We start from the raw sequence: 22,616 nt of genomic DNA on the forward strand, positions 1-22,616 counted from the left end.
ATTCGGTTTAAAGTTTTCCACATTGCTGGAAGGCTGACACGACATGCGCGTAAAATAAAAGTCCGCTTGTCCACAGGTTACGTTTTCTCTTCACTGTTCTGGACAATATTGGAGAATATTCAACAGTTGGTTCTGTTACATTAGCTACTCCAGAAGATCATATTAATTTTTTGACGATTGTAAGACCAAGGGGTCTTTATACTCTTTTTTCCATCTTTTTGTTTTCGATCTAATCGAGAAGGATATAAAGTGGCATGATAGACAGTTAATACTTAAAAATGTCTAAAAAAGCAGTGAGTTTAATAGAAATAGTTATCCACATTTAGAGGTATGAATAATTCAGGTATATCATTCTGGAAGAAAATTTTGAACGGCTTACAGAGAAAAAATGGAAAGAGCTAGCCGATATCTACTCTATCTCTGAGGCTGAAGTCCAGGAGGTACTGAAATTTGTACAGAAGCTCACACCTGCTCCAGCAGAAGGATTCCAGACGAGCTATACACCATTTATCCTTCCAGAGCTGGCCGTGACTATAAATGATGAAGAAGTGAGCGTATCTGAAACGAAATACAAGACACCTCTTCTTACCTTTAATACATCTTATTTTGAAGAACTGAAGCATCAGGATGATAAAACTGTTCATCATTATATCGGAGAAAAGAAAAAGGAGTACGATATCCTTCAAGCGGGACTTGAAAAAAGAAAAGAAACGATTCTAAGAGTCGGTACCGCTATTGCCCGTCACCAGGCAGGTTTCTTCCGTAATCCTGAAGATGGCCTGGCTTCCCTTCAGTTGAATGATCTGGCACAGGAACTTCAGCTTAATGAATCGACGGTCAGCCGGGCAGTAAGAGAGTCTTACATTCAGACCCAAACTGGTACTTACGAACTAAAATCGTTTCTATCCAGAAGAACGTCTGGCGGAGACTCACAGGATCAGCTGGAAAAACAGATCCGAGAACTGGTCGATACGGAAGATAAACAAAAACCACTGTCTGATCAGACAATTTCGGAAAAAATGGCTGAAGCCGGTATGCAGTTATCCAGAAGAGGTGTGACCAAGTACCGTAAAAACCTGTCGATCCCTTCTTCTACACAGAGAAAAATCCGAAACTGATTTACGACCATTGCAGCTACAATAAGATACGTAAAAAAGCGAAGCCTCTAAAACTAGAGAGGCTTCGCTTTTTTTCTTTACTATAGATTATCCCAGGAGTCCAACAACATAACCTAATGTTCCAAGAACGAACAGTCCGGCAATGATTGTGATCGGGCTGACCTTCTTACGTAATAACCATACGCAGACAAGAGTAAGGATCAGTGGTGCAATACCTGGAAGCAGTTCGTCCAGTGTGTTCTGCAGTGTAGTAACTTCAACTGGAGCGATGCTCAGTCCAGATTGAATTTCTTGAACAACGCCACGAAGCATGTCTCCGGAAAGAATACCTTCATTTGCTGCTTCTGCTACAGCTCCAAAGTTGACCATTTCATCCGCAGGAACGTCTACTCGACTCATAACAAGCGGGAAGTGCATACTTGTCCACCTAGGTACAAGAACACCAAGAATGAACATACCAAGTACAGATGCGCCTTGAGTCAGTTTCTGCATCAGTCCGCCGGCAAGGTTCTGAGTGATGTTCCCACCTTGTACGTATCCCAGTTCTTGTGAATACCATAGGAAGGCCATACGGATAATGTTCCATGCAAGGAAGAAGATGATTGGTCCAAGCCAGCTCTCGCTTAGTGCAAGAGAAGCTGCGAATGCCCCAAGTACTGGACGGATCGTTCCCCAGAAAATAGGGTCACCTACACCGGCAAGTGGTCCCATCATACCGATTTTTACCCCTTGGATAGCGGCATTATCGATTTCCTGACCAGATGCTTTCTGTTCTTCAAGAGTTAATGTTACACCTAAAACAGGGGCAGCAAGGTACGGGTGAGTATTAAAGAACTCAAGGTGACGCTTCAAAGCTAATGAACGGTCTTCTTTAGTTGTGTACATTTTTTTAAGTGCCGGGATCATTGCATACGCCCAGCCGATGTTCTGCATACGCTCGAAGTTCCATGACGCCTGCAGGAACTGACTTCTCCAAAACACACTTAAACGGTCTCGTTTAGTTAATTTGAATTTATTTTCTTCAGCCATATTTCATCAACGCTCCTTTTTAATAGTCATTCAGAATATCATCAAGTGGATCTCCGCCGGAAGAGTTTCCTCCGCCGCCTCCACCTTGATTGAATTCAGGTGCAAATTGAAGGTATAGAAGTGCCAGGACGACACCGATGATACCCATAGCGATCAGGTTCAGTTCGCCGATTGCTGAAAGAGCAAATCCTAGAGCGAAGAACAACCATAGTTTTGGTGTAGCCATCATGTTGATAACCATTGCATAACCGACAGCAACGATCATTCCACCGGCTACGGCCAGTCCACCTGTCAGCCATCCTGGGATCGCGTTCAGTGCGTTAGTTACGAGTTCTGGAGAAACGGCAAGAATGATTGCTGCAGGAATTGCGATACGCAGACCCTGAATCATAAGTGCTCCGATATGATAAAATTCGACAGCTCTGAATGAGCCTTCTGTTGCTTTTCTGTCAGCTGCGTGCGCGATTGCTACAGTCAATGTACGAACAAAGATAGTCAGTACTTGACCTGCGATTGCTAGTGGAATAGCCAATGCAATCCCTTCTGATACGCCTGCTCCGTGATAAGTTACTAAAATAGCTGATGCTACGGAAGCAAGTGCCGCATCAGGTGCTACTGCTGCCCCGATGTTCATCCAGCCTAAAGCGATAAGCTGAAGTGTTCCTCCCAGTAACAATCCCTGAGTAGGATTTCCTGTTGCTAAACCAATTAATGTACATGCTACGATCGGCTGATGGAACTGGAACTGGTCCAGAATCCCTTCCATTCCGGCTAAGAAAGCCACAAAAACAACCAATACAATTGAAATGATGTCCATATTTATTTTCCCTCCTTGATAGGTGTCTTAATTCACGTATTTTGTTTTCTTCAGCAGGTTCCACATGTCTTTGCGCTGATCTGCCGGTACTTTTCTGACATCAAATGTTACGCCGTGGTCTTTCATTTTCTTGAATGCTTCCACGTCTTTTTCATCTACTGACAGAACATTGTTGATCATGACTTTACCTTCTGAGTGCGCCATGGATCCGACGTTGACTTCTTCGATCTCCACTCCACCTTCAATGACACGCAGGGCATCAGTTGGATTCTCGAATAAGAGCAGCGCGCTTGTTTTACCAAATCTAGGATCGTTCCATACTTCGATCATTTTATCGATCGGTACAACGTTTGCTTTGATTCCTGGTGGTGAAGCCTGGGTGATCAGAGATTTACGCAGATCATCTTTAGCTACATCATCAGATACAACAATGATGCGAGTCGGATTGACGTCTTTAGACCAGGCAGTTGCCACTTGTCCGTGAAGCAGACGTGAGTCGATACGCGCCAGACGAATGTCGATTTTTCCATTTCCTACTACTGTTCCTTCAGGCAATGGTTTAGACGGTTCTTCAGATGCAGCTGCTGCTTTGCTCTCAGCTGGCTGAAGGCTTTCCGGTCTCACTTTCACGCTGTCTTTCGCTACATCGATCAGTGAAGCTGCGATATCGTGCGCTTTATCCATTGAGAAGCGTGCTGTAAATGACTCGATGAGCATTGGCAGGTTCAATCCTGCAACAATCGCCCATTTATCCTTCTTATCTTCAAACAATGTATTTGCCTGGTTAAATGGTGTTCCTCCCCATAAATCGACGAGGAAGAGAATTTCGTCTGTTTCGAAAGAAGCAATGGCCTCTTCCATTTTTCTTCTGATATCGTCCGGTCCTTCGCTTGGAAGTAATGTGACTGCCTTGACATTTTCCTGTTCTCCTACAATCATAGATCCTGACTGCAAGATGCCTTCAGCAAACTCGCCGTGGCTTGCTAATATAATTCCTACCATTTATTTCCCTCCTACTACTAACGGGTGGCCCGTTATTTGTTTTTAATCGTTTACAAAAAGTTTCCCTTCTTTAATACATCCATGACCATCTGTTTGCGGTCTGAAGGAACTTTTCTTATTTCGAGTTCGATACCTTGTTCATCTAGATACTGAAACGCTTCAATATCCTGCTGATCAACTGAAACAAAATGTGTGACCATCTGTTTCCCCTCTGTAAATTTCATTCCACCAATATTTACTGTATCGAACGCTACCCCCTGTTTGTAAATTGTCATTACATCAGTCGGATTAGTAAACAGCAGCAGAACTTTTACATCTTTCATGAGCGGATGGTCCTTGATTTCGATCAGTTTTTTTACTGAGATGACATGTGCCTTGATTTCAGGTGGAGCCGCCTGCTTTAATAATAATTTCTGAAGCGGATTTGAAGCGACTTGATCACTGACAACAATGATGCGACTTATCCCTGTCGCTCTGGCCCATGTCGTGGCTACCTGACCATGTATCAGACGGTCATCGATTCTGAGTAACCTGATATCCATTTATATTTATCCTCCTATATATAGAGTCACTCTCCCTTCGCTTACATATTGAGAAAAATAGTGGTGCAGCGTAGTGTTTTTCTCTTCTAAACTATATAAGCAAGAAGTGTGCCAACATTAACTTCTTAAAAACCTTTATATATCAACTGTTTTTCACGACACACTAAAACGACACACTATTAATGTCTTTTCAATAGTGTGTCGTTCGACTGTTACTCTTCAAGTAGTGTATCGATATCTTCCAAATCGCCTTCATCTTTAGTAATGAAATATAAGATGTAGCTGTATTCCTCTTTAGGAATGCTGATTCCCAGATCTTTTTCCAGCGTTTTAATAAGATGCTCTACTTCCTTCGTCAGACTACTCTCTTCATCAAACATGTTTGTATCTGGAGAAGTCAGACTATCCTGATGAATCAGCCGTTCAATGACACCTGCCATATGCAGAATGAGGTTGATATGAAAAGCATAAGCTTCTGAATGATCTGTTTTGAGTCGTGCACATGCCTCAGCAAACTTCCAGAGAGGGTTAAGCACTTTAACAGGATTTAAAAAGGTATAATTTTCCTGTAGAAAGATCTGTATCATTTCTTGCGCTTTCGTTTCATCAGATGCCGTATCAGATGTATAGAGTACCGATTCACTGATTATATTATCGATCAGCGCTTCAGAGCCCCCTTCTATGAACCGCTCAAGTGGAATAAATGGAGCCGACAGTTTAGGATCGGCTACACCAGTAGTCGCAATAATGGAGTAATGCTTGTTCCATTCTGCTACTTTCGTGTCCATATCCACTACTGAACAGGTTTTGACTTCTATGACCGCCCTGTTCCCCTGTTTAATTGGTTTTTCTATAATTTCCTTTATTTTTCTTGCCGTGCCTTCTCCAGATGCACAGATGGCTAAGATGATTGGAGGCTTGACCACCTGATTTCTCTCATGTACCTGAGCTTTCGGCAGCTGGTTCGAATACCCACTGAATTTCAGAAGGGAATCATGCAGAAGCTCGATGTCTGCATCCACAAGCGAGGCTTTTCTTACTGCCTCAAGCACCATAGGCGTAGAGACCATGTCAATCGATCTGACTACAATACCGGTATCCTTCTCCAGAGACGACTCAAATGTCGCCAGTGAGCCCATATCGACTAGAAGCAGCACTCCGCTCCCCTTGTTAACATCGATTACGGCCTGTCTGATCCGCTCGTAAACGACTGTCGGCGACATATCCAGAGGCATGTCGATGGCACTCACGCCTCTTATATCTAAAAGATCTTCAGCTACACGGGCCATACTGCTTGCAGTAGAGTTCCCATGAGTCGCAATGACTACTCCGATTTCACCAGCTGATTTTTCTTCCTTTAAGGAAACTAGAAGAACAGTGAGATAATACACTTCATTCTCTGGAATAGTGACTTGAAAAACCTCGCCGATTTTATCTTTGATCAGTGACGCAACGTCAAATTCCTTGCTATAATCCATTGCCATCTCACGGATCCTGCTGTTCATCTTGCGTTCTTCCCCACTGTTTATCTTATTGAGCAGGGAGCTGATATGAAGACTCATAGCGTAAATGAAGTTCTGCTTCATACTCACACTTAGTGACTGATTGACTAAAGCGGCCATCTGATGAGCAAATTCAATCACTTCTTTATTAACGACGTCAGCCAGCTTAGATTCTGTCTGAAGCGAAAAGCCATGATTACGGTAAAAAGATTTTAGATGAACGTTGATATCTGTGGAGATATACTGATTGATTGATTCCTGATCCAATCCTTCTGCTTCAAGAAGCGCAGCCTTATCTCCAATGATGTCGTAAATATTATACGGCAGTTCATAAGCATCCATTTCCATTGTATAAAACGGCTCATTTGGACTGACTGTTATTTTTGCCTCAAGATAATTTGACATCTCTGTCATCTGTTGTCGATTGGAGGATAACCCCACCAGATGTGATTGAATGCTGTCCGGAATATCCTTAACCGTCAGACTGATTTCTTCCTTGCTCAGCTGGTTCATGAAGCCTCTGGCACACACCAACTGTATCGTTGATTTGAGCTGTCCGATGTTTCCATATCCTACACTGGCTATCAGCCCTTTCACCACATCTTCAGTCAATGTGATTTTCCGCTGAATTCGATTGGCTTCAAGACCTGTCAGAAGTTTCAGCAGATCAAGCTGCTCCACAACCGGACGCTCTTTAAATGATGGCATATGAATATTGATGGGTATACGTCTCATGAAGGTATCAAGAAAAGTTGATTTAGGATCTTCAGTTGTCGCACAGACGATCCTGACACTTGCTTCTCGGCTTTTACCTGTTTCCCCAAGTCGACTGTACTTGCCCGTATCCATGAAGTAGAAAATCATTTCCTGCCCTTCAGGTGGAAGTCTGTGGATTTCATCTAAAAAGAGCATACTGTTGTCAGCTTGCTGGATAAGCCCTTCTTTCTCGGATGCCGCACCAGTAAAGGCTCCTTTAGCATAACCGAACAAGTAACTCATCAGCAGTTCCGGATTATTCGCATAATCCGCACAGTTGAAGACGACCAGTTCTTTTTCAGGGTCGATCAGCTCATGTGATTGAGCAAATTTAAACATGGCGTGAGCAAAAAACGATTTCCCTGATCCGGTCGGACCCGTTATAAGTGTGTTGAGTCCTTTTGGTGGATAAAGAACAGCTGCCTTGGCCTGATCGACCGCATTTTTCATGCTGCCTTTTGCTCCAATAATCGACTGAAAAATATCTCTCGACTCTTTAACAGAGTAGTCAAAGACTTCCTGTGTGACACCCTTCTGCTCAGGCTTTTCTTCTTTATAGCTTGGTACGTGTACTGTCAATGGCTGGTGACGAACCGATTCGAGAGGAACAAAACGAACTGGCCGTCCGTCTATTTTTTTAAGCTTCCCCTCTCTGACCAGAAGATTAAGGTCTTTGGAGACGTTGCTTCTTATAATATCCAATTCATCCGAGACTTCTTTAGTTGTAATACCCATTCCATTTTCAATATCTTTTTTTGTAAACTGTTTACTAGCCGTCTTAACAAACTGATATATCCTGTCTTTTCTGTTCAATTCATACGCCCCCTTATTTATGCTCTCCTAATACTCAACTCTGGATTCACAACTAGTATACTATAAAACGATTTATCACGATACACTATAAAATACACTTATCTGTATCGGTCCGAATGGTCCTGTACTCATAGGTTTTTGCTGCATTGTTTGGTGGTAGTGTGTTTTTTTAAATGTACTCGCACTTATTTACTTTTTCACTGTGTCGAGGATCAAGTAGCTTTTTTCGATCCGGTACGCTCAGGAGGATAACGTTCTCTATCTTGCTGAATGTGCTTGCTTGTGTATGCTTTCTTATGTATGACTCTCGTTCTCTCTTTTACACTAGGTCGATCCAGACCAGTTTTGGCACGCTCACCGCTCTGCTGAAATCTTCTAGCTTGAAGCAACTGTATCTTTATAAGACGCAAAAAAACAGCTCTGTGCACGCAATGTACATAGAGCTGCCCCCTTTTAGGTAATATATCAGTTGCCTGGTCTCTCCTGTGTCCGCAGGTAATGGGCTTTAGTTAAGTTTTAAATTATTCGTCTACGCTAACTTCACCTTCAACAGTTCCTTCATCCATTAAAGCAGAATCCATGAACTCTTGAGAAGAGAATGTTACGTCCCCTGTTACTGTAGAGTTGAACAATTCAAATCCGTTTTCGTCAACGTATACGTCTCCGTCCAATGTTCCTTCTTGAATACGGAAGTTTGGTGATTCAACAGTCATCGTTCCAACTGACAGTGTGTACTCATCAGTTACGTTACGGTCATCATCCTGATCATAAAGTGCCAGTTTACGGTAAACGTCTCCGTCTTCGTCATCCTGGTTGTAGAATGTACCTGCAACTGTCAAGTCTCCGTCGATAGTTACATCAGCTGTTATAGCAGTAATCCAGTTTCCGTCAGCACTTAGAGAGCCTTCAACTTCGCTAGCGTCATCAGTAATAGATGCAGCTGTTACAGCGTCGCCATTGTCTCCGTTGTCGTCAGTATCTGCACCATTATCACATGCTGCTAAAAATCCGCCTAATGCTACAACTGCAGCGCCTGCAGCTAATTTCTTTTTCAAAATATCCATAATTATCCCTTACCTTTCCTGATGGAAATCTTATTGTACATAGAATGAACGGAGAAGAAGGAGAGAATATTTAATTCGGACAGTTCTTCTCCGCATCATTACTAATACATACTATAGCTTACATTTGTGAAGTAGTCAACAAGTGTGCTCACTAAAATTATCTTATTTATTACTCATGCTTTTCTAATCATAATGAAACATTTTAATAAGTTTAAGACCGCTTACTTTGCTTTAACTAAAATCTAGCACACAATATTGGACTTCTTCATTTAGTTTACTGGATTGGCAGTAGAGTTTCAACTGATGTCTGTCAATGGTGAACAGTTCACATATCGCTTTTTTCATAATAAAAAGAAAACTGCCAACATAATAGCTGACAGTTTTCTTTTTATTTAAATTTAGTCTACTTTAATTTCGCCTGTAACTTCTGAATTCTCATCGATTTCTGATGATGCTTCAAATTCTTCACTTGCGAAGATCAAGTCTCCATCGATTGTTCCACCAACTAATTTAAATCCGTTAGCTTCTACATACACGTCTCCTACAAATGTACCATTCTGCAGACGGGTGTTTTCGTTCTGAATAGTGATGCTTGGGGCAGTCAGAGTAAAGGTTTCTGTTACGTTACGGTCGGCATCCTGAGCGTATAATGCAAGCTTACGTTCAGTTTCTCCTTTATTCTCGAAACCTTCTACCATAACGAGATCTTCATCAGTTGTGATATCATCTTCGAAAATAACGATCCAAGCTCCGTCACTGGATAACCCTTCGAGTAATGTATCTTCATCATTTACACGAACTTGAGTAGCACCAGTTGTAACTTCAGCTTCTGTTTCTTCCACTTCTTCAGCCGGCTCCTCTGTTTCTGCAGCGTTGTCACAAGCAGCTAGTAACCCCATGCTTGCTGTAATAAGTAATAATTTGTTCCACTTTACCAATGTTGTTCCTCCTAATTAATTGTGATTTAATTCACATTAATCATAGCATGTTTCACGTATATGTCAATTATATTTTGAGAATAAACCTCTAATCTTTTGAACAAAATAAGTATAGATGCATAATAAAAAGCCTTCTTAGCATCAAATACTTGTGATTTGATGAACTAACAAGGCTTTATTTTACATATTTTACAAGTGAAGAAATATTCTTTTTATCTATCTAACTGCTTTTTCAGTTCTTCCTCTACTTTTTCAGGTCCAGATACAGGAGAAAAACGTTCAATCACTGATTCCTGCGGCCCTATTAAAAACTTAGTATAGTTCCATTTAATCATCTTCCCGCCTGTCTGTTCTTTAAGATACTTGTACAAGGGGTGAGCGTCATTCCCGTTGACTTTGATTTTTTTAAATAATGGAAAAGTCACGTTATAGTTCATGGTACAGAATTCCTTTATTTCGTCATTTTCCAGCGGCTCCTGATTCATAAACTGGTCACAGGGGAAGCCTAGTACCCGGACTCCCTTATCTTTGTACGCGTTGTATATACTCTGGAGCCCTTCAAGCTGCCCCACTAGACCGCACTTGCTGGCCGTATTGACAATAATCAGCCAGTTATCTCTATATTCATCCAGTGTCTGTTTCTTTCCTTCAATCGTTTCTACTTCAATATCATATAAATCCATGGGGCATTCTCCTTTAACTGTTGTGCTGAAAACTCGATGATCTGAGCAGACGCAGGCCGTTCAGTATAACTAGTATCGTGCTGCCTTCGTGTCCGATGACTCCTAAAGGAAGATTGATCAGCTGCAGCAGGTTCACTATGATCAGAAAAACAATCACGGCAATCGAAAATACAACATTCTGCATTATGATTCTGTTCAGGCGTCTGGACAGTTTATGACTATAAGACAGCTGCTGCAGATCATTTTTTACAAGCACCACGTCAGCAGCTTCCATAGCGAGATCCGTTCCCGCACCCATTGCAATTCCGATGGAGGCATTCGCCAGAGCCGGAGCATCGTTTATGCCATCGCCTACCATGACAATTGTGCCGTACCGTTTCTTCAGTTCCAGAATCAGTTCCGCTTTTTCGTCAGGTAGGCAGTTGGCTATCACCTCATCGACTCCTATCAATGAACCGATCGATTCACCTGTCGCCTGATTGTCTCCAGTTATCATGAGGGTCCTGATGTTGTGACTTTTAAAATAGTCTACTGTTTCTTTTGCTCCGGGAGCCGGGAGATCCAGTAAAGCAATATAGGCAGTCAGTTCATCATTCTTTGATACATATAAAACTGTCTTTCCCTCATTCTGTCTGTTCATTGCTTCAATTGTCAAGTAATCATCATCATTTTTAACAACAAATTCTTTCTTTCCTATTTTATATCTGTCTGTTCCGGCAACGCCTTCCATCCCTTTTCCTTCTACTTCATTGATCAGGTCAAAGTGGAACAGTCTGCCTTCCGTTTCAGAACTCAAATGATCGACAACTGCTCTCGCAAGAGGGTGGCTGGACTGTTTCTCCATAGCGACAACGACCTGCTGGATCTCCTTGCCGTATGACTGATTATTAAATACCACATCCGTCACTTTCGGCGTTCCTTCAGTCAGGGTCCCGGTCTTATCAAATGCTATTGCACTGATCTGACTGAAATTCTCCAAGTAGGAGCCGCCTTTGTACAGCACACCGTTCTTAGCTCCGTTCGATATTGCTGACAAGGTCGCCGGACTCGCTGAGGCCATCAATGCACAAGGTGAAGCAACAGTCAGCAGGACCATTCCTCTATAAAAAGATTCAGTAAATCCCCAATCAAGGATATAGAGAAAAACAAGAATCATAACTGGGACAAAAACCAGTACAATTTTCACATAATGCGTTTCTATCGACTCAATAAATGTCGCTGTCTGAGACGGTGTACCTTGCGCTTCATCAACCAGTCTGATTATTTTAGCGAAAAGTGTGTCTGAATAGTCAGTGGTCACACGAACCTTAATAGGCTGAGAAATATTCACAGTTCCTCCGATCACTACATCTTCCGCCTGCTTACTTACAGGGACCGATTCGCCTGAGACTACTGATTCATCGATGAGCCCATACTGACTGATCAGCTGTCCATCTATAGGAATGGCAGACCCCTTCGGAACAATTATACAGTCACCTATTTTGAGATCTTCAGTTTCCACTTCTTCAGTTCTGCCTTCTTCAGTGAGGAGGAGAGCTGTGTCAGGTGTGAGCTTCATCAGATGAGAAATGGCATCTGTACTTTTATTTGTTGTATAGATTTCTAGCGAGCCACTAAGTGAGAAAATGAAAATCAGCAGAGCTCCTTCCAGCCAGAAACCAATGATCGATGCCCCTACTGCCGCGAGAACCATCAGAATATCAACATTGAGTGATCGGTCTCTTACCAGCTCCATTATACCTTCTTTCCCCTGATAATACCCGCCAATGATAAAGGAACTAATAAAGAGGACGACATCCAACGGTCTCCAGCTATTATATGATGCAATGCCACCGAACAGGATCAGAAGCCCACTGATTACGGTCAGAAGCATTGGCTTGTTATTTTTGAATAATGCAGTCATCTTAGTCCCCCTAGTCTATGCCTTATATGTTAAAGATAGCACAATCTTAAGTATGGTCCTAGTCAATTCATTTAGATGAGAATGATACTATTTCTCATTATCCATAATCTTGCCATTATTACTAAAAAGACCTTTGACAGACATATGTATCTTCTGCCAAAGGTCCCATTTATTTTAATCTATAACATTAAAGGTAATAATGATGCCATTCGGGTCAGTTACTGACAAACTGTCCTGTTCCCGTTTGAAGGGATAACCGTTTTCTGACAGACGATCGGCCAGCTTATCAATATCTGTCCGGTCAGGCAGAACAAGCGTAAATTGACGTAGTCCCAAATCGCCGGATCGTCGCTTAGGTAAGCCACTACCTGCCCATGTGTTCATTCCAATATGATGGTGATAGTCTCCAGCAGCAATAAAACGTGCCTGAGCACCATACTCGTATTTCAAATCCATTCCAAGCGCATCAGTATAAAACTGCTCTGATTCTTTCAAGTCTGATACGGACAAGTGTATGTGACCCACGACAGTTCCTTCAGGAAATAATGGAGATACTTTCTCATCCCGACTATCCAGCACGCCGTGTGCATCCATCTGTTCTGTCACACCTGGAATCGTTCCGTCATCGTTGAGCACCCACTCTTCTTTAGGCTTATCACGGTAAATCTCGATTCCATTGCCTTCAGGATCCTGCAGATATAACGCTTCGCTATAACCATGATCCGAAGCACCGGCAATTGCCACTTCATTTTTTAAAAGATTGTATAATGTATTTCCTAAATGCCTGCGCTCAGGAAGCAAAAAAGCGGTATGGAACAGACCTGCTTTCACTTCTAAGTTATCCTGACCTTGGGTTTCTTCAAGAATAAGCAGGACCTTTCCTGATTCTGCAATACCTAATTTTGATTGTGAGTCAGTTTTTTCAATCAGACTAAGTCCGACTGTATCAGTATAGTAACGCGTCATTTTATCCAGGTCTCTCACATTAAGTTCAGCATACCCTATTTCCATCAGTTTATTTATTTTACCCATTCTTATCCTCCTTTAATTTTACTTACTTTTATATAGTAACACGGATTCGGAATAAAATCATCTTCTTTTATATCTTCTTTGAGCAATCATCGCCAGCCTGATACGATTATATCTCTGAATAATAATAAATGGGACATTTACGATGATTGCATAGAACACCATGACAAAACCCGCCCAGACTGGATTCCACAAGAAAAACAATGGTGCAGGAAGAAGAAGCAGAAGATGAGTCAGTTCAGCCCTTTTCGTTTCCATTATAAATAGCAGCATTGTTTCTACTGTCGTATCAGCCAACTGTTTCTTCTTATAACCCATCTTGAAAAGTGTAGCACCATCCGGGAGACTGTCTTTCCATTTGTGTACATAAAATACATTTCTCCAGAGCTTCCCCTTTTGTTCAAAGGATCGCTCTCTGAATAAGATGTCTGACGGGTGGTCAGGTCCAAAGAAACTGTAGGGGACTTTCAGGAGACCGAGCGAAATGCTTAAGTGGAAAAAAAGCCATACTGCTATGTTTACCCACACTAACCTCAATACTATCTCACCTTTCAGCCTACAACTTTATTTCTCTGTTCCGCCATCTGACTCTTTTCAGTATTTTTACCTTAAAGACTGAAAAGAGATACAGAAACAGAAAAACTATGATATAAATTACCGGAAATCCTGCTGTCCATAGCGGAAATTGACCGACTTTGTTCATCAGCCACCTGAACTGCACACAGTAAAAGAAATAGATTAGACCAGGAAGTAGAATAGCTGTTGGTCCAAGGGTAACTAATGTTCCAATCAGTATAGTCGTCGACAGGCAAATCCCCGCTATCCACAGCGCAATACTTAACAGAACTAAGGGGTTGGTCCCTTCCGATCCATGAATCAGGCTTTTAGTCCAGCCGTTGACCAACTGACTAAAGCTTTCAGGGAACATCCGGAAATGGACAACCTCCTTCCCACTGAACACATTAACAGGTAAACCCGTCTCTTTATACCGTTTTGCCAGTTCGATGTCATCCATATGGCTGTCCTGTATAGTCCTGTGTCCACCAGATTCTTCATATTGCTTACGCGTCGTCAGCAGAAACGGGCCAAAAGCTCCTCTCTCTTCGATGTGTCCACCTAACAGGCTATACCGATTGACACCGGCCATGACCATGATATTTGGAACGATAGATGCTGTTTCGTAAACTTTTTTTATCTCATGAAAGGGTTGTATGGATAACAAGCCCTTGTCCTGCTGATTCAAATATTGATCAGCAACTGATTCAAGCGCCCGGTCATTGACAAAGTAGGTGTCGGCATCCAGGAAGAGCAGCCATTCTCCCTTTGCCTTTTCGGCTCCTATCCAGCAAGCTGCAGATTTCCCCCCTGATTCAAGTTCTGATTCTTCAGTGGACAATACTTTCGCATCATGCGCTGCCGCAATCATAGCTGTTTCGTCTGTGGATTCATCATCCACAACAATAACTTCCAATGGCTTATAAGTCTGTCTATTCAAGGACTTCAATAGGTTCGGCAGAGATTCTTCTTCGTCTCTGGCCGGGATAATGACAGAAAGCCCCGGCAGCTTTCTGACAGACTTGGTTAAAGGAATGGCGGGTATTTTAAACAAAAAGAAACACCCGCTCATCAGACCGATAGAAAGGAGCACGGCAAGTATTCCCTCACTCATCTGCGCACTTCCTTTCTCTCAATATGATTACCAGGTGTTACTTGTCTTCATTTATGATGATGTCGGCGACTTGCTGCCCACTTAACGTGACCATCGGCATTCCGCCACCGGGGTTGACCGATCCTCCGGCAAAATAAAGGTTCTTGTACTGGTCACTTTTCTTAGGAAACTTGAACCCCTTGTTCTTTTTCCGGTCGGAAACAACACCGTAGATCGCGCCATGTGTAGAGTAATAGGTCTGTTCAATGTCCACAGGCGTCCACTGATCTTCAACTACAATATGTTTTCTCAAATCAGTCAGACCCATATTCTCCAGTTTGATCAGAACACGTTCTCTCAGCTTAGCGTAATCAGCATCTGTAAACGGCCGATCCTGAATATAAGGAATGTGCGGAAGGATCTTGATATTCTCATGTCCTTCAGGTGCCTGAAACGGGTCGGTCTTGTTGCTGTTTACAAGATAAATCGTTGGATCCTCAGGCAATCTTTTATCTTTAAAGACTGTCTTGTAGTTACGCTTGGAGTTTTCAGAGAAGAAAAAGTTGTGATGAGCCAGCTGCGGGTAAGTCCGGTCGACACCAAGGTGAAGCACGAGGCCGGATGCTGCTGGTTCAAATGTCTCTTCCAGTTTATCTGTATGGGCGGCATAGACATTTAAAAGTCGCTTGTAGGTGGGAATAACTTCCATGTTTGAAACAATTTTATCAGCCCTGACATGCTCACCATTGCCAAGCTTTATACCTGTCACTTCATTCTCTTCATTCGTATCGATTGCTGTCACTTCAACACCTGTATGAAAGCTCACACCGACTTCTTTTCCAAGTTGGACTAAACCTTCAGCCAGCTTGTGCATGCCTCCGTCGACATACCAGAGTCCCATTTTCTTCTGTACGTATGCCAGAACATTCAAGACAGCCGGTGCTTCATCTGCAGAGGAACCGACATATTTAATGTAATACTTCAGCATGTCCCTCATGTAAGGATTTTTTACACGCTTATCAATGCCTTGAGCCATTGTATGGAAATAATCGAACCCCTTCAATGCGGGGATAAGACCATGGTAATCAATGATGGATTTCAGATCATCCAGTCCTTTATTAAAATACCCTTCTTCAGTTGCCTCATATAATCGGCGAGTATAATCAAGATAATTGCGGTATTCCTGAAGGTCAGTATCACTTAACGCAGGATTCTTCTGCTTCATTTCATCCAGGTCGTTGTACAAATCAATAGTTGTGCCGTCAGTAAAGAACGAGCGCCATTCCAGATCAAGCTGTCTGATAGGTACATAATCTGCCAGTTTCTTTCCACTTTTTGTAAATAATTCATCAAAAATATGAGGCATGGTGAGAATGGATGGCCCAAGATCGAAGCCGAATCCTTCTTTTTCCAGCCTGTTCAGTTTACCGCCCAGGTGACTGTTTTTTTCATATAAGGAAACAGTATAGCCGCTTTGAGCCAATGATATAGCAGATGACAATCCACCCAGTCCTCCACCGATGACTACGACCGTTTTCCCCTTATGCTTTTCCTTCGTCATATTTTCTGCCTCATTCTTGTATAGTTTCAATCTCACTTATCAAATTGCATCTTTACTTCTCTCAATATTCGCATTTTCGCTAACATGGACGTCTTGTTTCTCTTAGTGAAGCAGTCATAATTATTCTGCCTCACAGCATCAAGAATTCCGCCGTAAACTTTTGATGACAAGGCAACAGGATACTGACTGTCCTTGTCAAATAGATCCAATGATCTGTTGAAGTCCAAGTACAGCTGCTCAGCTCTTAAGGCCAGGGATTCCCAAATACTGATGAAAGATTCGTTGATCACTCCATCAGACAGATTCTGTTCAGTATAGTTCAACTTCTTCATTAAATCAGATGGCAGATAAATCCGATGAATCTCCCGGTAGTCTTCTCCGACATCTCTTAATATATTCGTCAGCTGCATAGCGACGCCCAAAGCGATTGCCTGCTCTTTTAATTCCTGATGGTTCTCAGTAGCTATGATTGGAAGAAGCATCAGACCAACAGATCCAGCTACATAGTAACTGTATGTCTCCACTTCTTCCAGCGTCGAGGGCTGTTCGAAGTGATAGTCCATTGCCTGCCCTTTCAGCTGATCATAGAATGATTGAATAGGCATATCATATCTGTTGAAGACGTCTCTCAAAGCATGCCAGATCGGGTGGTCCGGTTCTCTCCCTTGTTCAAATCGATTCAGTTCGTTAGTAAGCATAGCCAGTGCTTCAGCCTGCTGCTCTTTTGTTTCTGCTTCATCGATGCTGTCATCTGCCAGGCGACAGAAAGCATATATGGCATACACTGCTTCAGCCTTATCTTTAGGCAGCTTCGAAAAAGCAAAATAAAAACTCTTGGACTGTTCTTTTATAATCTCTTCGCAGTAAGCATAGGCCTGATCTATGCCTGAAGAGTGTATCCGCTCTTTTTCGATACAAGCTCCTCCTCTAAATAATACTAATGATATAGAGAGGGTCTTCAACTCTATCTCCATAACACTTGTCATTTATATTGTTTGTTTCATAGTAACATACTTGAAACATAAACAATATATGATATGCCGTCAGAAATATTGAAGATATTGTGACCTAATTGTGTATATTTTTTCCCAGATCACCGTCATACTCTATTTCTTGCAACTAAATATGCAAACAGGTATGCAAAAAGGAGAGCACACTTTTTTCACTTGTGCTCTCCTTAATTGTCTGTATACTTTGTAAGTCCCTATTACATTTTCTGTATATTTTTATAATAATGTGACATCCAAGTATCCCAATTTCCTTGCCTCTTTTATCCTTTGCTGGTCTTCCTCTGTAATCTTCAGTAAAGCAGGGTTTTCAAGAATCATTTCATAGCCATATTCCTGAACACCTGACTGTATGATCGCTTTATCTATACCTGTCACTATAGATAAAATCTCAGCTGGTTTCTTATCTCTCGCTCTTTCATCCGTTACTTCAGTAAATAACATCTCTTTTCCTCCTTTCTACACTGCTTCACCTATTTCTTACTTGAATTATAACACAAATGAAAGCGTTTCAACAAGAAGGATGTAACTGGATGATGTATATTTAATCTGTAAAATGGTTGAAATTCTATGCTTAAGTCCAACTTACTGTTGTGAATGCCGATCTCCGGCTGTAGAAAAGTTTCCGGGTGTTCTGACAAAGAACGTCAGTATTAGACCTAGCACTGCAAAGACTGATGCCCATAAGAAGGCATGCGTTTCCTGGGATACTGCAGAAAGAAGCAGTGGACCCAGCAGCGCAGATATTCCGTAAGCCTGATAGAGCAGACCATAATTTGATCCGAAATAAAAGGTTCCGAAATAATCACTGCATACTGCCGGAAACGTGGCTAGAAATCCGCCGAAACAGCTGACTATTATGCCAAGTATAGCAAAGTAAGTAAACGCGTTATGCTGGAATAGACTAAGCGCAGCCATTGATACAGCAGTCAGACCAAACAGGATAGTAAACACTCTCAACCGCCCGATCAAGTCAGATAATGCACCCCATCCCAGTCTTCCCAAAGCATTGAATACCGCTGCTACAGCTACTGCATAACCTGCTGTTGCTGGAGACAGGCCGACCAGATCTCTCGCAATATCCTGAGAGAGGCCAATTACCAGCAGGCCACTCAAACTTCCGGTAAAATACATGATCCATAGAAGATAAAATGCCGGGGTCTTCAACATGCCTTTTGTAGTATAGTCATTTTCGTTGACCAGCACATGCTTGCTTTCAGACTGTGTCGGTACTTTCAGCATCTGTGCACCAGTAATACCTACGACAGCATAGACCAGACCTTGAACTAAAAAGGTCTGGGATACTCCAATCGAACTAATCAGTGCAGATAGTAAAAAGTTAAAAATAAACCCGCCCATTCCGAACGCGCCGATGATGATCCCTGTCACCATCCCTTTCTTTCTCGGGTACCACTTCAGGCCAGTCGACAACGGACAGACATAGACCATTCCGACACCGATTCCACCCAGAAGACTGTAGCCTAAATACAAAACTGGTAAGGACCGTGCCTGTGAGGCAATAATCAGACCTGCACTGAAACATACCATCCCGATCGTTCCAACTAGTCGCGGTCCAATTCTATCTTGCAGTCGTCCTGAAAAGATCGTGACGAATGCGAAAATAAACACGATGAGAGAATAGGCTGTATAAACTTCTGTTCTTTCCCATCCGAAGGCATCGACCAATGGCTGGTTAAACAGGCTCCATGTATAGATTCCTCCGATACATAGCTGCATCATGACGCCACCGAGCAGCACTTTCCATCTTGCTGAAGATTGTTCCATAATCATTCCCCTTTTCAGAAATAGTATAGCAGATTATTAGTTTGACAATCAAAGCGAATCATAAATTTTATCCTTAATGATCAACTGTCGATTCCTTTTCACAAGACCCGGCTGATAATGTTATACTATTGATGCAAATAGAAAGGTGGAGAATAACTGTGCTGGCAGTACTTTTACAGTCTTTTCAATTTTTACTGGTCATACTAGTGGCCTACTTATTCAAACGAGCTAAAATCCTGAGATCAACTGACGGAGTAGCCCTGCAGAAAATCATACTTAACCTGACCCTTCCTGCGACGATTGTTGTCGGATTTAACGGGGTTTCGGTAGAACCTATTTTGTTTATCATGATCTCTCTTGGTCTCCTCTCGAATATCGCTCTTGTCACCCTGGGTGGCTTTTTATGGCGTAAAAAAGAAGCCCCACTTCAGTCCCTGATGATGTTCAGTCAGGCTGGATACAATATCGGCAACTTTACTATCCCTTTTGTCCAGGGGTTTTTCCCGGCAGCCATTCCTTATATAGGCAGCTTTGACATGGGAAATGCACTCATGCTGTTCGGCGGATCCCCAATGATCGTCGACAAAATGACCGGACAGAATCACTCGAACGATGGTTATATCAGAAGGATCTTGAGGTTGTTCCGGTCTCCTTCTTTCACTACTTATATTATTATGTTTCTACTGGCACTTGTCGGCATTGTTCTGACAGAGGAAATGCTGTCAGTTTTCAGACTCTTTTCAAGTGGGAATGCTTTCTTGTCCATGTTCATGGTCGGCTTGTATCTTGAAATACGCATAGACTCAGTATCATTCAAGCGAGTCAGGCAGCTTCTTGCTGCTCGTTATATCATCGGCAGCGTAGTCGCCGCTATATTTTTCCTGGTCCTGCCTCTGCCCGAACTGGTTCGTATATCACTAGTTCTCGTTGCACTGGCACCGATCGGAACAGTTTCTACTATTAATATGATTATCTACGGTAATAAGCGGTCCTTAGCCAGTTTTCTGTCCTCAGTAAGCATCATCATCTCCTTAATTATGATGACCGGTGCTCTTCTGCTGATTATGTAAGTCCTGATCGGTACCGAAGTTGTTTTCACTTTGCTTTTTTTCTGTCAGATGAGGAAATTGGGAAAGGTTCATCCTTAGCGAACCCTGATGGCAATAGTTATGGATAAAACTCGTTTCTTTGATAGCAATGTTTTTTGATCTTTACGCCCTGTTTTATTGAGGAAGTAAAGTTCCTTGATCCAACGGGGTTATCCTGCTTGTTCTGATTTGGAGTAGTTAGATACTTCCAGTGATTTGGGGGATTGGGAGATTTTTTTGGGGAAAAAGTGTCAGCTCGCTGGGTATGGAGGTGTCGAGTTGATCATAAGATCCGTTTTGCGACCAACTCGACACGCTTTCTCCCTACCAGTTGGATATAAGATCCATTTTGCGACCAACTCGACACGCTTTCTACCTACGAGTTGGGCATATGATCCATTTTGCGACCAACTCGACACGCTTTCTCCCTCCGAGTTGGGCATAAGATCCGTTTTGCGACCAACTCGACACGCTTTCTCCCTGCGAGTTGGACATGAGATCCATTTTGCGACCAACTCGACACGCTTTCTCCCTACGAGTTGGACATAAGATCCGTCTTGCGACCAACTCGACACGCTTTCTCCCTCCGAGTTGGGCATAAGATCCGTCTTGCGACCAACTCGACACGCTTTCTCCCTCCGAGTTGGTCATATGATCCGTTTTGCGACCAACTCGACACGCTTTCTCCCTCCGAGTTGGTCATAGAATCCATCTTTCGACCAACTCGACACGCTTTCTACCTACGAGTTGGTCATAAGATCCAACTATTGCTTTCGTCACAAACAGAATCTTCACTTGGATGGCAGCTGTCAGCATGACAGCTACCTAATGAAAGTTAGAACACAAAAGTTATGCATAAGCAGAAACTTTCACGAGCTTCTTTTCTGCAACAAAAAAAAGCAATGAGATGCCATTAAATATGGAACAAACTTCACTGCTTTTAGCGTATTTAAATTGGCATCTATCAATTCCCAGGTCAGCTAAACGATTCTGTGTACATGAGCATTTCTGTGATACCTTTTTAATAATCTTCAGGCATGATCATAGCCAGAATGATATACAAAAGAAGGTTTGATGGAAGGATCAGGAAAATTAGTCTGACTGCCAGTGATGAGATACCGAAAAATTCCGCAATTCCTCCACATACTCCTGAAATAACTCGATCATCTGATGATTTTCTTAATTTATTGCCGTTCATAGTCTATTCCTCCTCAATTAATTCTCTCTTACTTCACTTTACTCCAATAATTTAGTAATCTCAAGCATGAGCATAATTCTTTACAAGTATTTTTTCCTTTTCAGATAAATTGCCACTGCTGCTCCAAGAAGGACCGAAATCAGGATAACTACAATCGTTCCAAATGGCGACTGCCGGCCGACCAATCCCCCGGTATTCATTCCGAACAAGCTGAAAATAAGGGTCGGGATGGATATGACCAGAGCGATTGATTCAAGAAATTCCATAATGCTGTTCAATCGGTTATCTATGCTGTCCGAGAGAAGTCCACTTGTCGATTCAATCAGTTCTTTAAAAAGCTGGCTGTTGAATAGACTTTTACGTATAAGGAGTCTCACCTTTTCTATCTCTTGGTGAGTACATGTCCTATCTATCGTTGAATCTGACAACCACTGATGAAAAGCTTCACCATAATCTTCAAGCCGTTTAGAAAAGATGACCATTTCCTGCTCGATATCAGCCAGGCTCAATAACACCTCTCTATTGGCTTTTTCTATAGTTTCCGACTTCGCTTCGCGGATTTTCTGACCCAACCGGTCCATTCGATTGTCCACCTCAATATACATACTGATTAGGAGATCCATCATTACCTGATGAGGAGATCGGTTTGAATTGAGCTTATCAAGCATTCCTTCGTCTGAATACCCGTTCAGTACTATTAGGACAGATGCCATTGAAAAAATGAAGGTAAGAGTTGTGGATGTATCTGCAAGATGATTGCTTTGCTGATAATCAAATACGGGGAAGTGCAGCACAGACACGTTTTGCCCGTAATGGTCTTTCAGGCAACTATAGTAGGATACTGTCCTGTCGTCCAGGAGAGAGGAAAGATTTAAATCTGCCGAAAATTTATCGGTCTCTTTTTTCACATCGTCTCCTATGGGATCCGTCACCAGCACCCATTCGACAATTAATCCAGAACTTTCAGTTTTACCTTTACTGATCATTTCTCTACCTACTTCCTAGTTTGTCTTAAGTTAATCATACTCTATCTTGTCTTTAATCTCTAGAAGTGACCGTTAACTATTTTTGTGCTCATTACTGAAAATCTATAGTGAATAGTGTACACTTTGAGTATTACATGAAGAAAGACC

At 42.3% G+C, this 22,616-nt stretch carries 20 protein-coding genes; 2 read left to right on the forward strand and 18 right to left on the reverse strand.

Features of this window, described 5'->3' with window-relative positions; genetic code table 11:
- Positions 1-353 precede the first annotated feature (353 nt).
- A complete protein-coding gene (locus BMX79_RS12590; protein WP_256212680.1) occupies positions 354-1,118 on the forward strand; it encodes an RNA polymerase factor sigma-54 in 765 nt (254 codons plus the stop codon).
- Between the two features lie 87 nt (positions 1,119-1,205).
- Here BMX79_RS12590 and BMX79_RS08510 read toward each other — a convergent pair whose 3' ends face one another.
- The 16 genes from BMX79_RS08510 to BMX79_RS08590 all read right to left on the reverse strand — a co-directional run bounded on the left by BMX79_RS08510 (position 1,206) and on the right by BMX79_RS08590 (position 19,197).
- Positions 1,206-2,147, reverse strand: a complete 942-nt coding sequence (locus BMX79_RS08510) for a PTS system mannose/fructose/sorbose family transporter subunit IID (RefSeq protein ID WP_091481578.1) — start codon at positions 2,145-2,147, stop codon at positions 1,206-1,208.
- A gap of 19 nt (positions 2,148-2,166) precedes the next feature.
- Positions 2,167-2,964 (reverse strand): PTS mannose/fructose/sorbose transporter subunit IIC, encoded by a 798-nt coding sequence (locus BMX79_RS08515; RefSeq protein WP_091481580.1) that lies wholly within the window; start codon positions 2,962-2,964, stop codon positions 2,167-2,169.
- Positions 2,965-2,991: 27 nt separating this feature from the next.
- Positions 2,992-3,966, reverse strand: coding sequence for a mannose/fructose/sorbose PTS transporter subunit IIB (locus tag BMX79_RS08520; RefSeq protein ID WP_091481583.1), 975 nt, complete (start codon positions 3,964-3,966; stop codon positions 2,992-2,994).
- A gap of 50 nt (positions 3,967-4,016) precedes the next feature.
- Positions 4,017-4,508: a mannose/fructose/sorbose PTS transporter subunit IIB gene (locus tag BMX79_RS08525; RefSeq protein WP_091481586.1), complete on the reverse strand. Its 492-nt coding sequence runs from the start codon at positions 4,506-4,508 to the stop codon at positions 4,017-4,019.
- A gap of 212 nt (positions 4,509-4,720) precedes the next feature.
- A complete protein-coding gene (locus BMX79_RS08530) occupies positions 4,721-7,579 on the reverse strand; it encodes a sigma-54-dependent transcriptional regulator (protein ID WP_503825995.1) in 2,859 nt (952 codons plus the stop codon).
- A 521-nt stretch (positions 7,580-8,100) separates the two neighbouring features.
- Entirely contained in the window at positions 8,101-8,643 is a 543-nt protein-coding gene (locus tag BMX79_RS08540) for a hypothetical protein (RefSeq protein ID WP_091481591.1), read from the reverse strand.
- A gap of 398 nt (positions 8,644-9,041) precedes the next feature.
- Positions 9,042-9,581, reverse strand: a complete 540-nt coding sequence (locus tag BMX79_RS08545) for a polymer-forming cytoskeletal protein (protein ID WP_218025375.1) — start codon at positions 9,579-9,581, stop codon at positions 9,042-9,044.
- Between the two features lie 212 nt (positions 9,582-9,793).
- Positions 9,794-10,264, reverse strand: coding sequence for a glutathione peroxidase (locus tag BMX79_RS08550; RefSeq protein ID WP_091481594.1), 471 nt, complete (start codon positions 10,262-10,264; stop codon positions 9,794-9,796).
- Between the two features lie 13 nt (positions 10,265-10,277).
- Positions 10,278-12,167, reverse strand: a complete 1,890-nt coding sequence (locus BMX79_RS08555) for a heavy metal translocating P-type ATPase (protein ID WP_091481596.1) — start codon at positions 12,165-12,167, stop codon at positions 10,278-10,280.
- 174 nt (positions 12,168-12,341) lie between these two features.
- Positions 12,342-13,199, reverse strand: a complete 858-nt coding sequence (locus tag BMX79_RS08560; RefSeq protein ID WP_091481598.1) for a VOC family protein — start codon at positions 13,197-13,199, stop codon at positions 12,342-12,344.
- 57 nt (positions 13,200-13,256) lie between these two features.
- Positions 13,257-13,724, reverse strand: coding sequence for a glycosyl-4,4'-diaponeurosporenoate acyltransferase CrtO family protein (locus BMX79_RS08565; RefSeq protein ID WP_246117673.1), 468 nt, complete (start codon positions 13,722-13,724; stop codon positions 13,257-13,259).
- Between the two features lie 28 nt (positions 13,725-13,752).
- A complete protein-coding gene (locus BMX79_RS08570) occupies positions 13,753-14,865 on the reverse strand; it encodes a glycosyltransferase family 2 protein (protein ID WP_091481604.1) in 1,113 nt (370 codons plus the stop codon).
- 37 nt (positions 14,866-14,902) lie between these two features.
- Positions 14,903-16,405, reverse strand: coding sequence for a phytoene desaturase family protein (locus tag BMX79_RS08575; protein WP_091481830.1), 1,503 nt, complete (start codon positions 16,403-16,405; stop codon positions 14,903-14,905).
- Positions 16,406-16,437: 32 nt separating this feature from the next.
- Positions 16,438-17,379, reverse strand: a complete 942-nt coding sequence (locus BMX79_RS08580; RefSeq protein WP_091481606.1) for a phytoene/squalene synthase family protein — start codon at positions 17,377-17,379, stop codon at positions 16,438-16,440.
- A gap of 252 nt (positions 17,380-17,631) precedes the next feature.
- Entirely contained in the window at positions 17,632-17,856 is a 225-nt protein-coding gene (locus BMX79_RS08585) for a hypothetical protein (RefSeq protein WP_091481609.1), read from the reverse strand.
- 141 nt (positions 17,857-17,997) lie between these two features.
- Entirely contained in the window at positions 17,998-19,197 is a 1,200-nt protein-coding gene (locus BMX79_RS08590) for an L-lactate MFS transporter (RefSeq protein WP_170231006.1), read from the reverse strand.
- A 158-nt stretch (positions 19,198-19,355) separates the two neighbouring features.
- Between BMX79_RS08590 and BMX79_RS08595 the strand changes: the two genes are divergently transcribed.
- Positions 19,356-20,267 (forward strand): AEC family transporter, encoded by a 912-nt coding sequence (locus BMX79_RS08595; protein WP_091481614.1) that lies wholly within the window; start codon positions 19,356-19,358, stop codon positions 20,265-20,267.
- 1,039 nt (positions 20,268-21,306) lie between these two features.
- Here BMX79_RS08595 and BMX79_RS08605 read toward each other — a convergent pair.
- Positions 21,307-21,483, reverse strand: a complete 177-nt coding sequence (locus tag BMX79_RS08605; protein ID WP_091265713.1) for a PspC domain-containing protein — start codon at positions 21,481-21,483, stop codon at positions 21,307-21,309.
- Between the two features lie 80 nt (positions 21,484-21,563).
- Positions 21,564-22,469, reverse strand: a complete 906-nt coding sequence (locus tag BMX79_RS08610; protein WP_091481620.1) for a CorA family divalent cation transporter — start codon at positions 22,467-22,469, stop codon at positions 21,564-21,566.
- Positions 22,470-22,616 lie beyond the last annotated feature (147 nt).

It is taken from the genome of Alkalibacterium pelagium (assembly GCF_900109325.1).
GTDB lineage: Bacteria > Bacillota > Bacilli > Lactobacillales > Carnobacteriaceae_A > Alkalibacterium > Alkalibacterium pelagium.

What these genes read in the sequence shown, in the direction of transcription:
- BMX79_RS08540 (WP_091481591.1), bottom strand. Translation starts at nt 8,643, where the DNA reads ATGGATATTTTGAAAAAGAAATTAGCTGCAGGCGCTGCAGTTGTAGCA.
- BMX79_RS08555 (WP_091481596.1), bottom strand. Translation starts at nt 12,167, where the DNA reads ATGACTGCATTATTCAAAAATAACAAGCCAATGCTTCTGACCGTAATC.
- BMX79_RS08575 (WP_091481830.1), bottom strand. Translation starts at nt 16,405, where the DNA reads ATGACGAAGGAAAAGCATAAGGGGAAAACGGTCGTAGTCATCGGTGGA.
- BMX79_RS08610 (WP_091481620.1), bottom strand. Translation starts at nt 22,469, where the DNA reads ATGATCAGTAAAGGTAAAACTGAAAGTTCTGGATTAATTGTCGAATGG.
- BMX79_RS08550 (WP_091481594.1), bottom strand. Translation starts at nt 10,264, where the DNA reads ATGGATTTATATGATATTGAAGTAGAAACGATTGAAGGAAAGAAACAG.
- BMX79_RS08590 (WP_170231006.1), bottom strand. Translation starts at nt 19,197, where the DNA reads ATGGAACAATCTTCAGCAAGATGGAAAGTGCTGCTCGGTGGCGTCATG.
- BMX79_RS08515 (WP_091481580.1), bottom strand. Translation starts at nt 2,964, where the DNA reads ATGGACATCATTTCAATTGTATTGGTTGTTTTTGTGGCTTTCTTAGCC.
- BMX79_RS08570 (WP_091481604.1), bottom strand. Translation starts at nt 14,865, where the DNA reads ATGAGTGAGGGAATACTTGCCGTGCTCCTTTCTATCGGTCTGATGAGC.
- BMX79_RS08585 (WP_091481609.1), bottom strand. Translation starts at nt 17,856, where the DNA reads ATGTTATTTACTGAAGTAACGGATGAAAGAGCGAGAGATAAGAAACCA.
- BMX79_RS08605 (WP_091265713.1), bottom strand. Translation starts at nt 21,483, where the DNA reads ATGAACGGCAATAAATTAAGAAAATCATCAGATGATCGAGTTATTTCA.
- BMX79_RS08525 (WP_091481586.1), bottom strand. Translation starts at nt 4,508, where the DNA reads ATGGATATCAGGTTACTCAGAATCGATGACCGTCTGATACATGGTCAG.
- BMX79_RS08510 (WP_091481578.1), bottom strand. Translation starts at nt 2,147, where the DNA reads ATGGCTGAAGAAAATAAATTCAAATTAACTAAACGAGACCGTTTAAGT.
- BMX79_RS08520 (WP_091481583.1), bottom strand. Translation starts at nt 3,966, where the DNA reads ATGGTAGGAATTATATTAGCAAGCCACGGCGAGTTTGCTGAAGGCATC.
- BMX79_RS08580 (WP_091481606.1), bottom strand. Translation starts at nt 17,379, where the DNA reads ATGGAGATAGAGTTGAAGACCCTCTCTATATCATTAGTATTATTTAGA.
- BMX79_RS08560 (WP_091481598.1), bottom strand. Translation starts at nt 13,199, where the DNA reads ATGGGTAAAATAAATAAACTGATGGAAATAGGGTATGCTGAACTTAAT.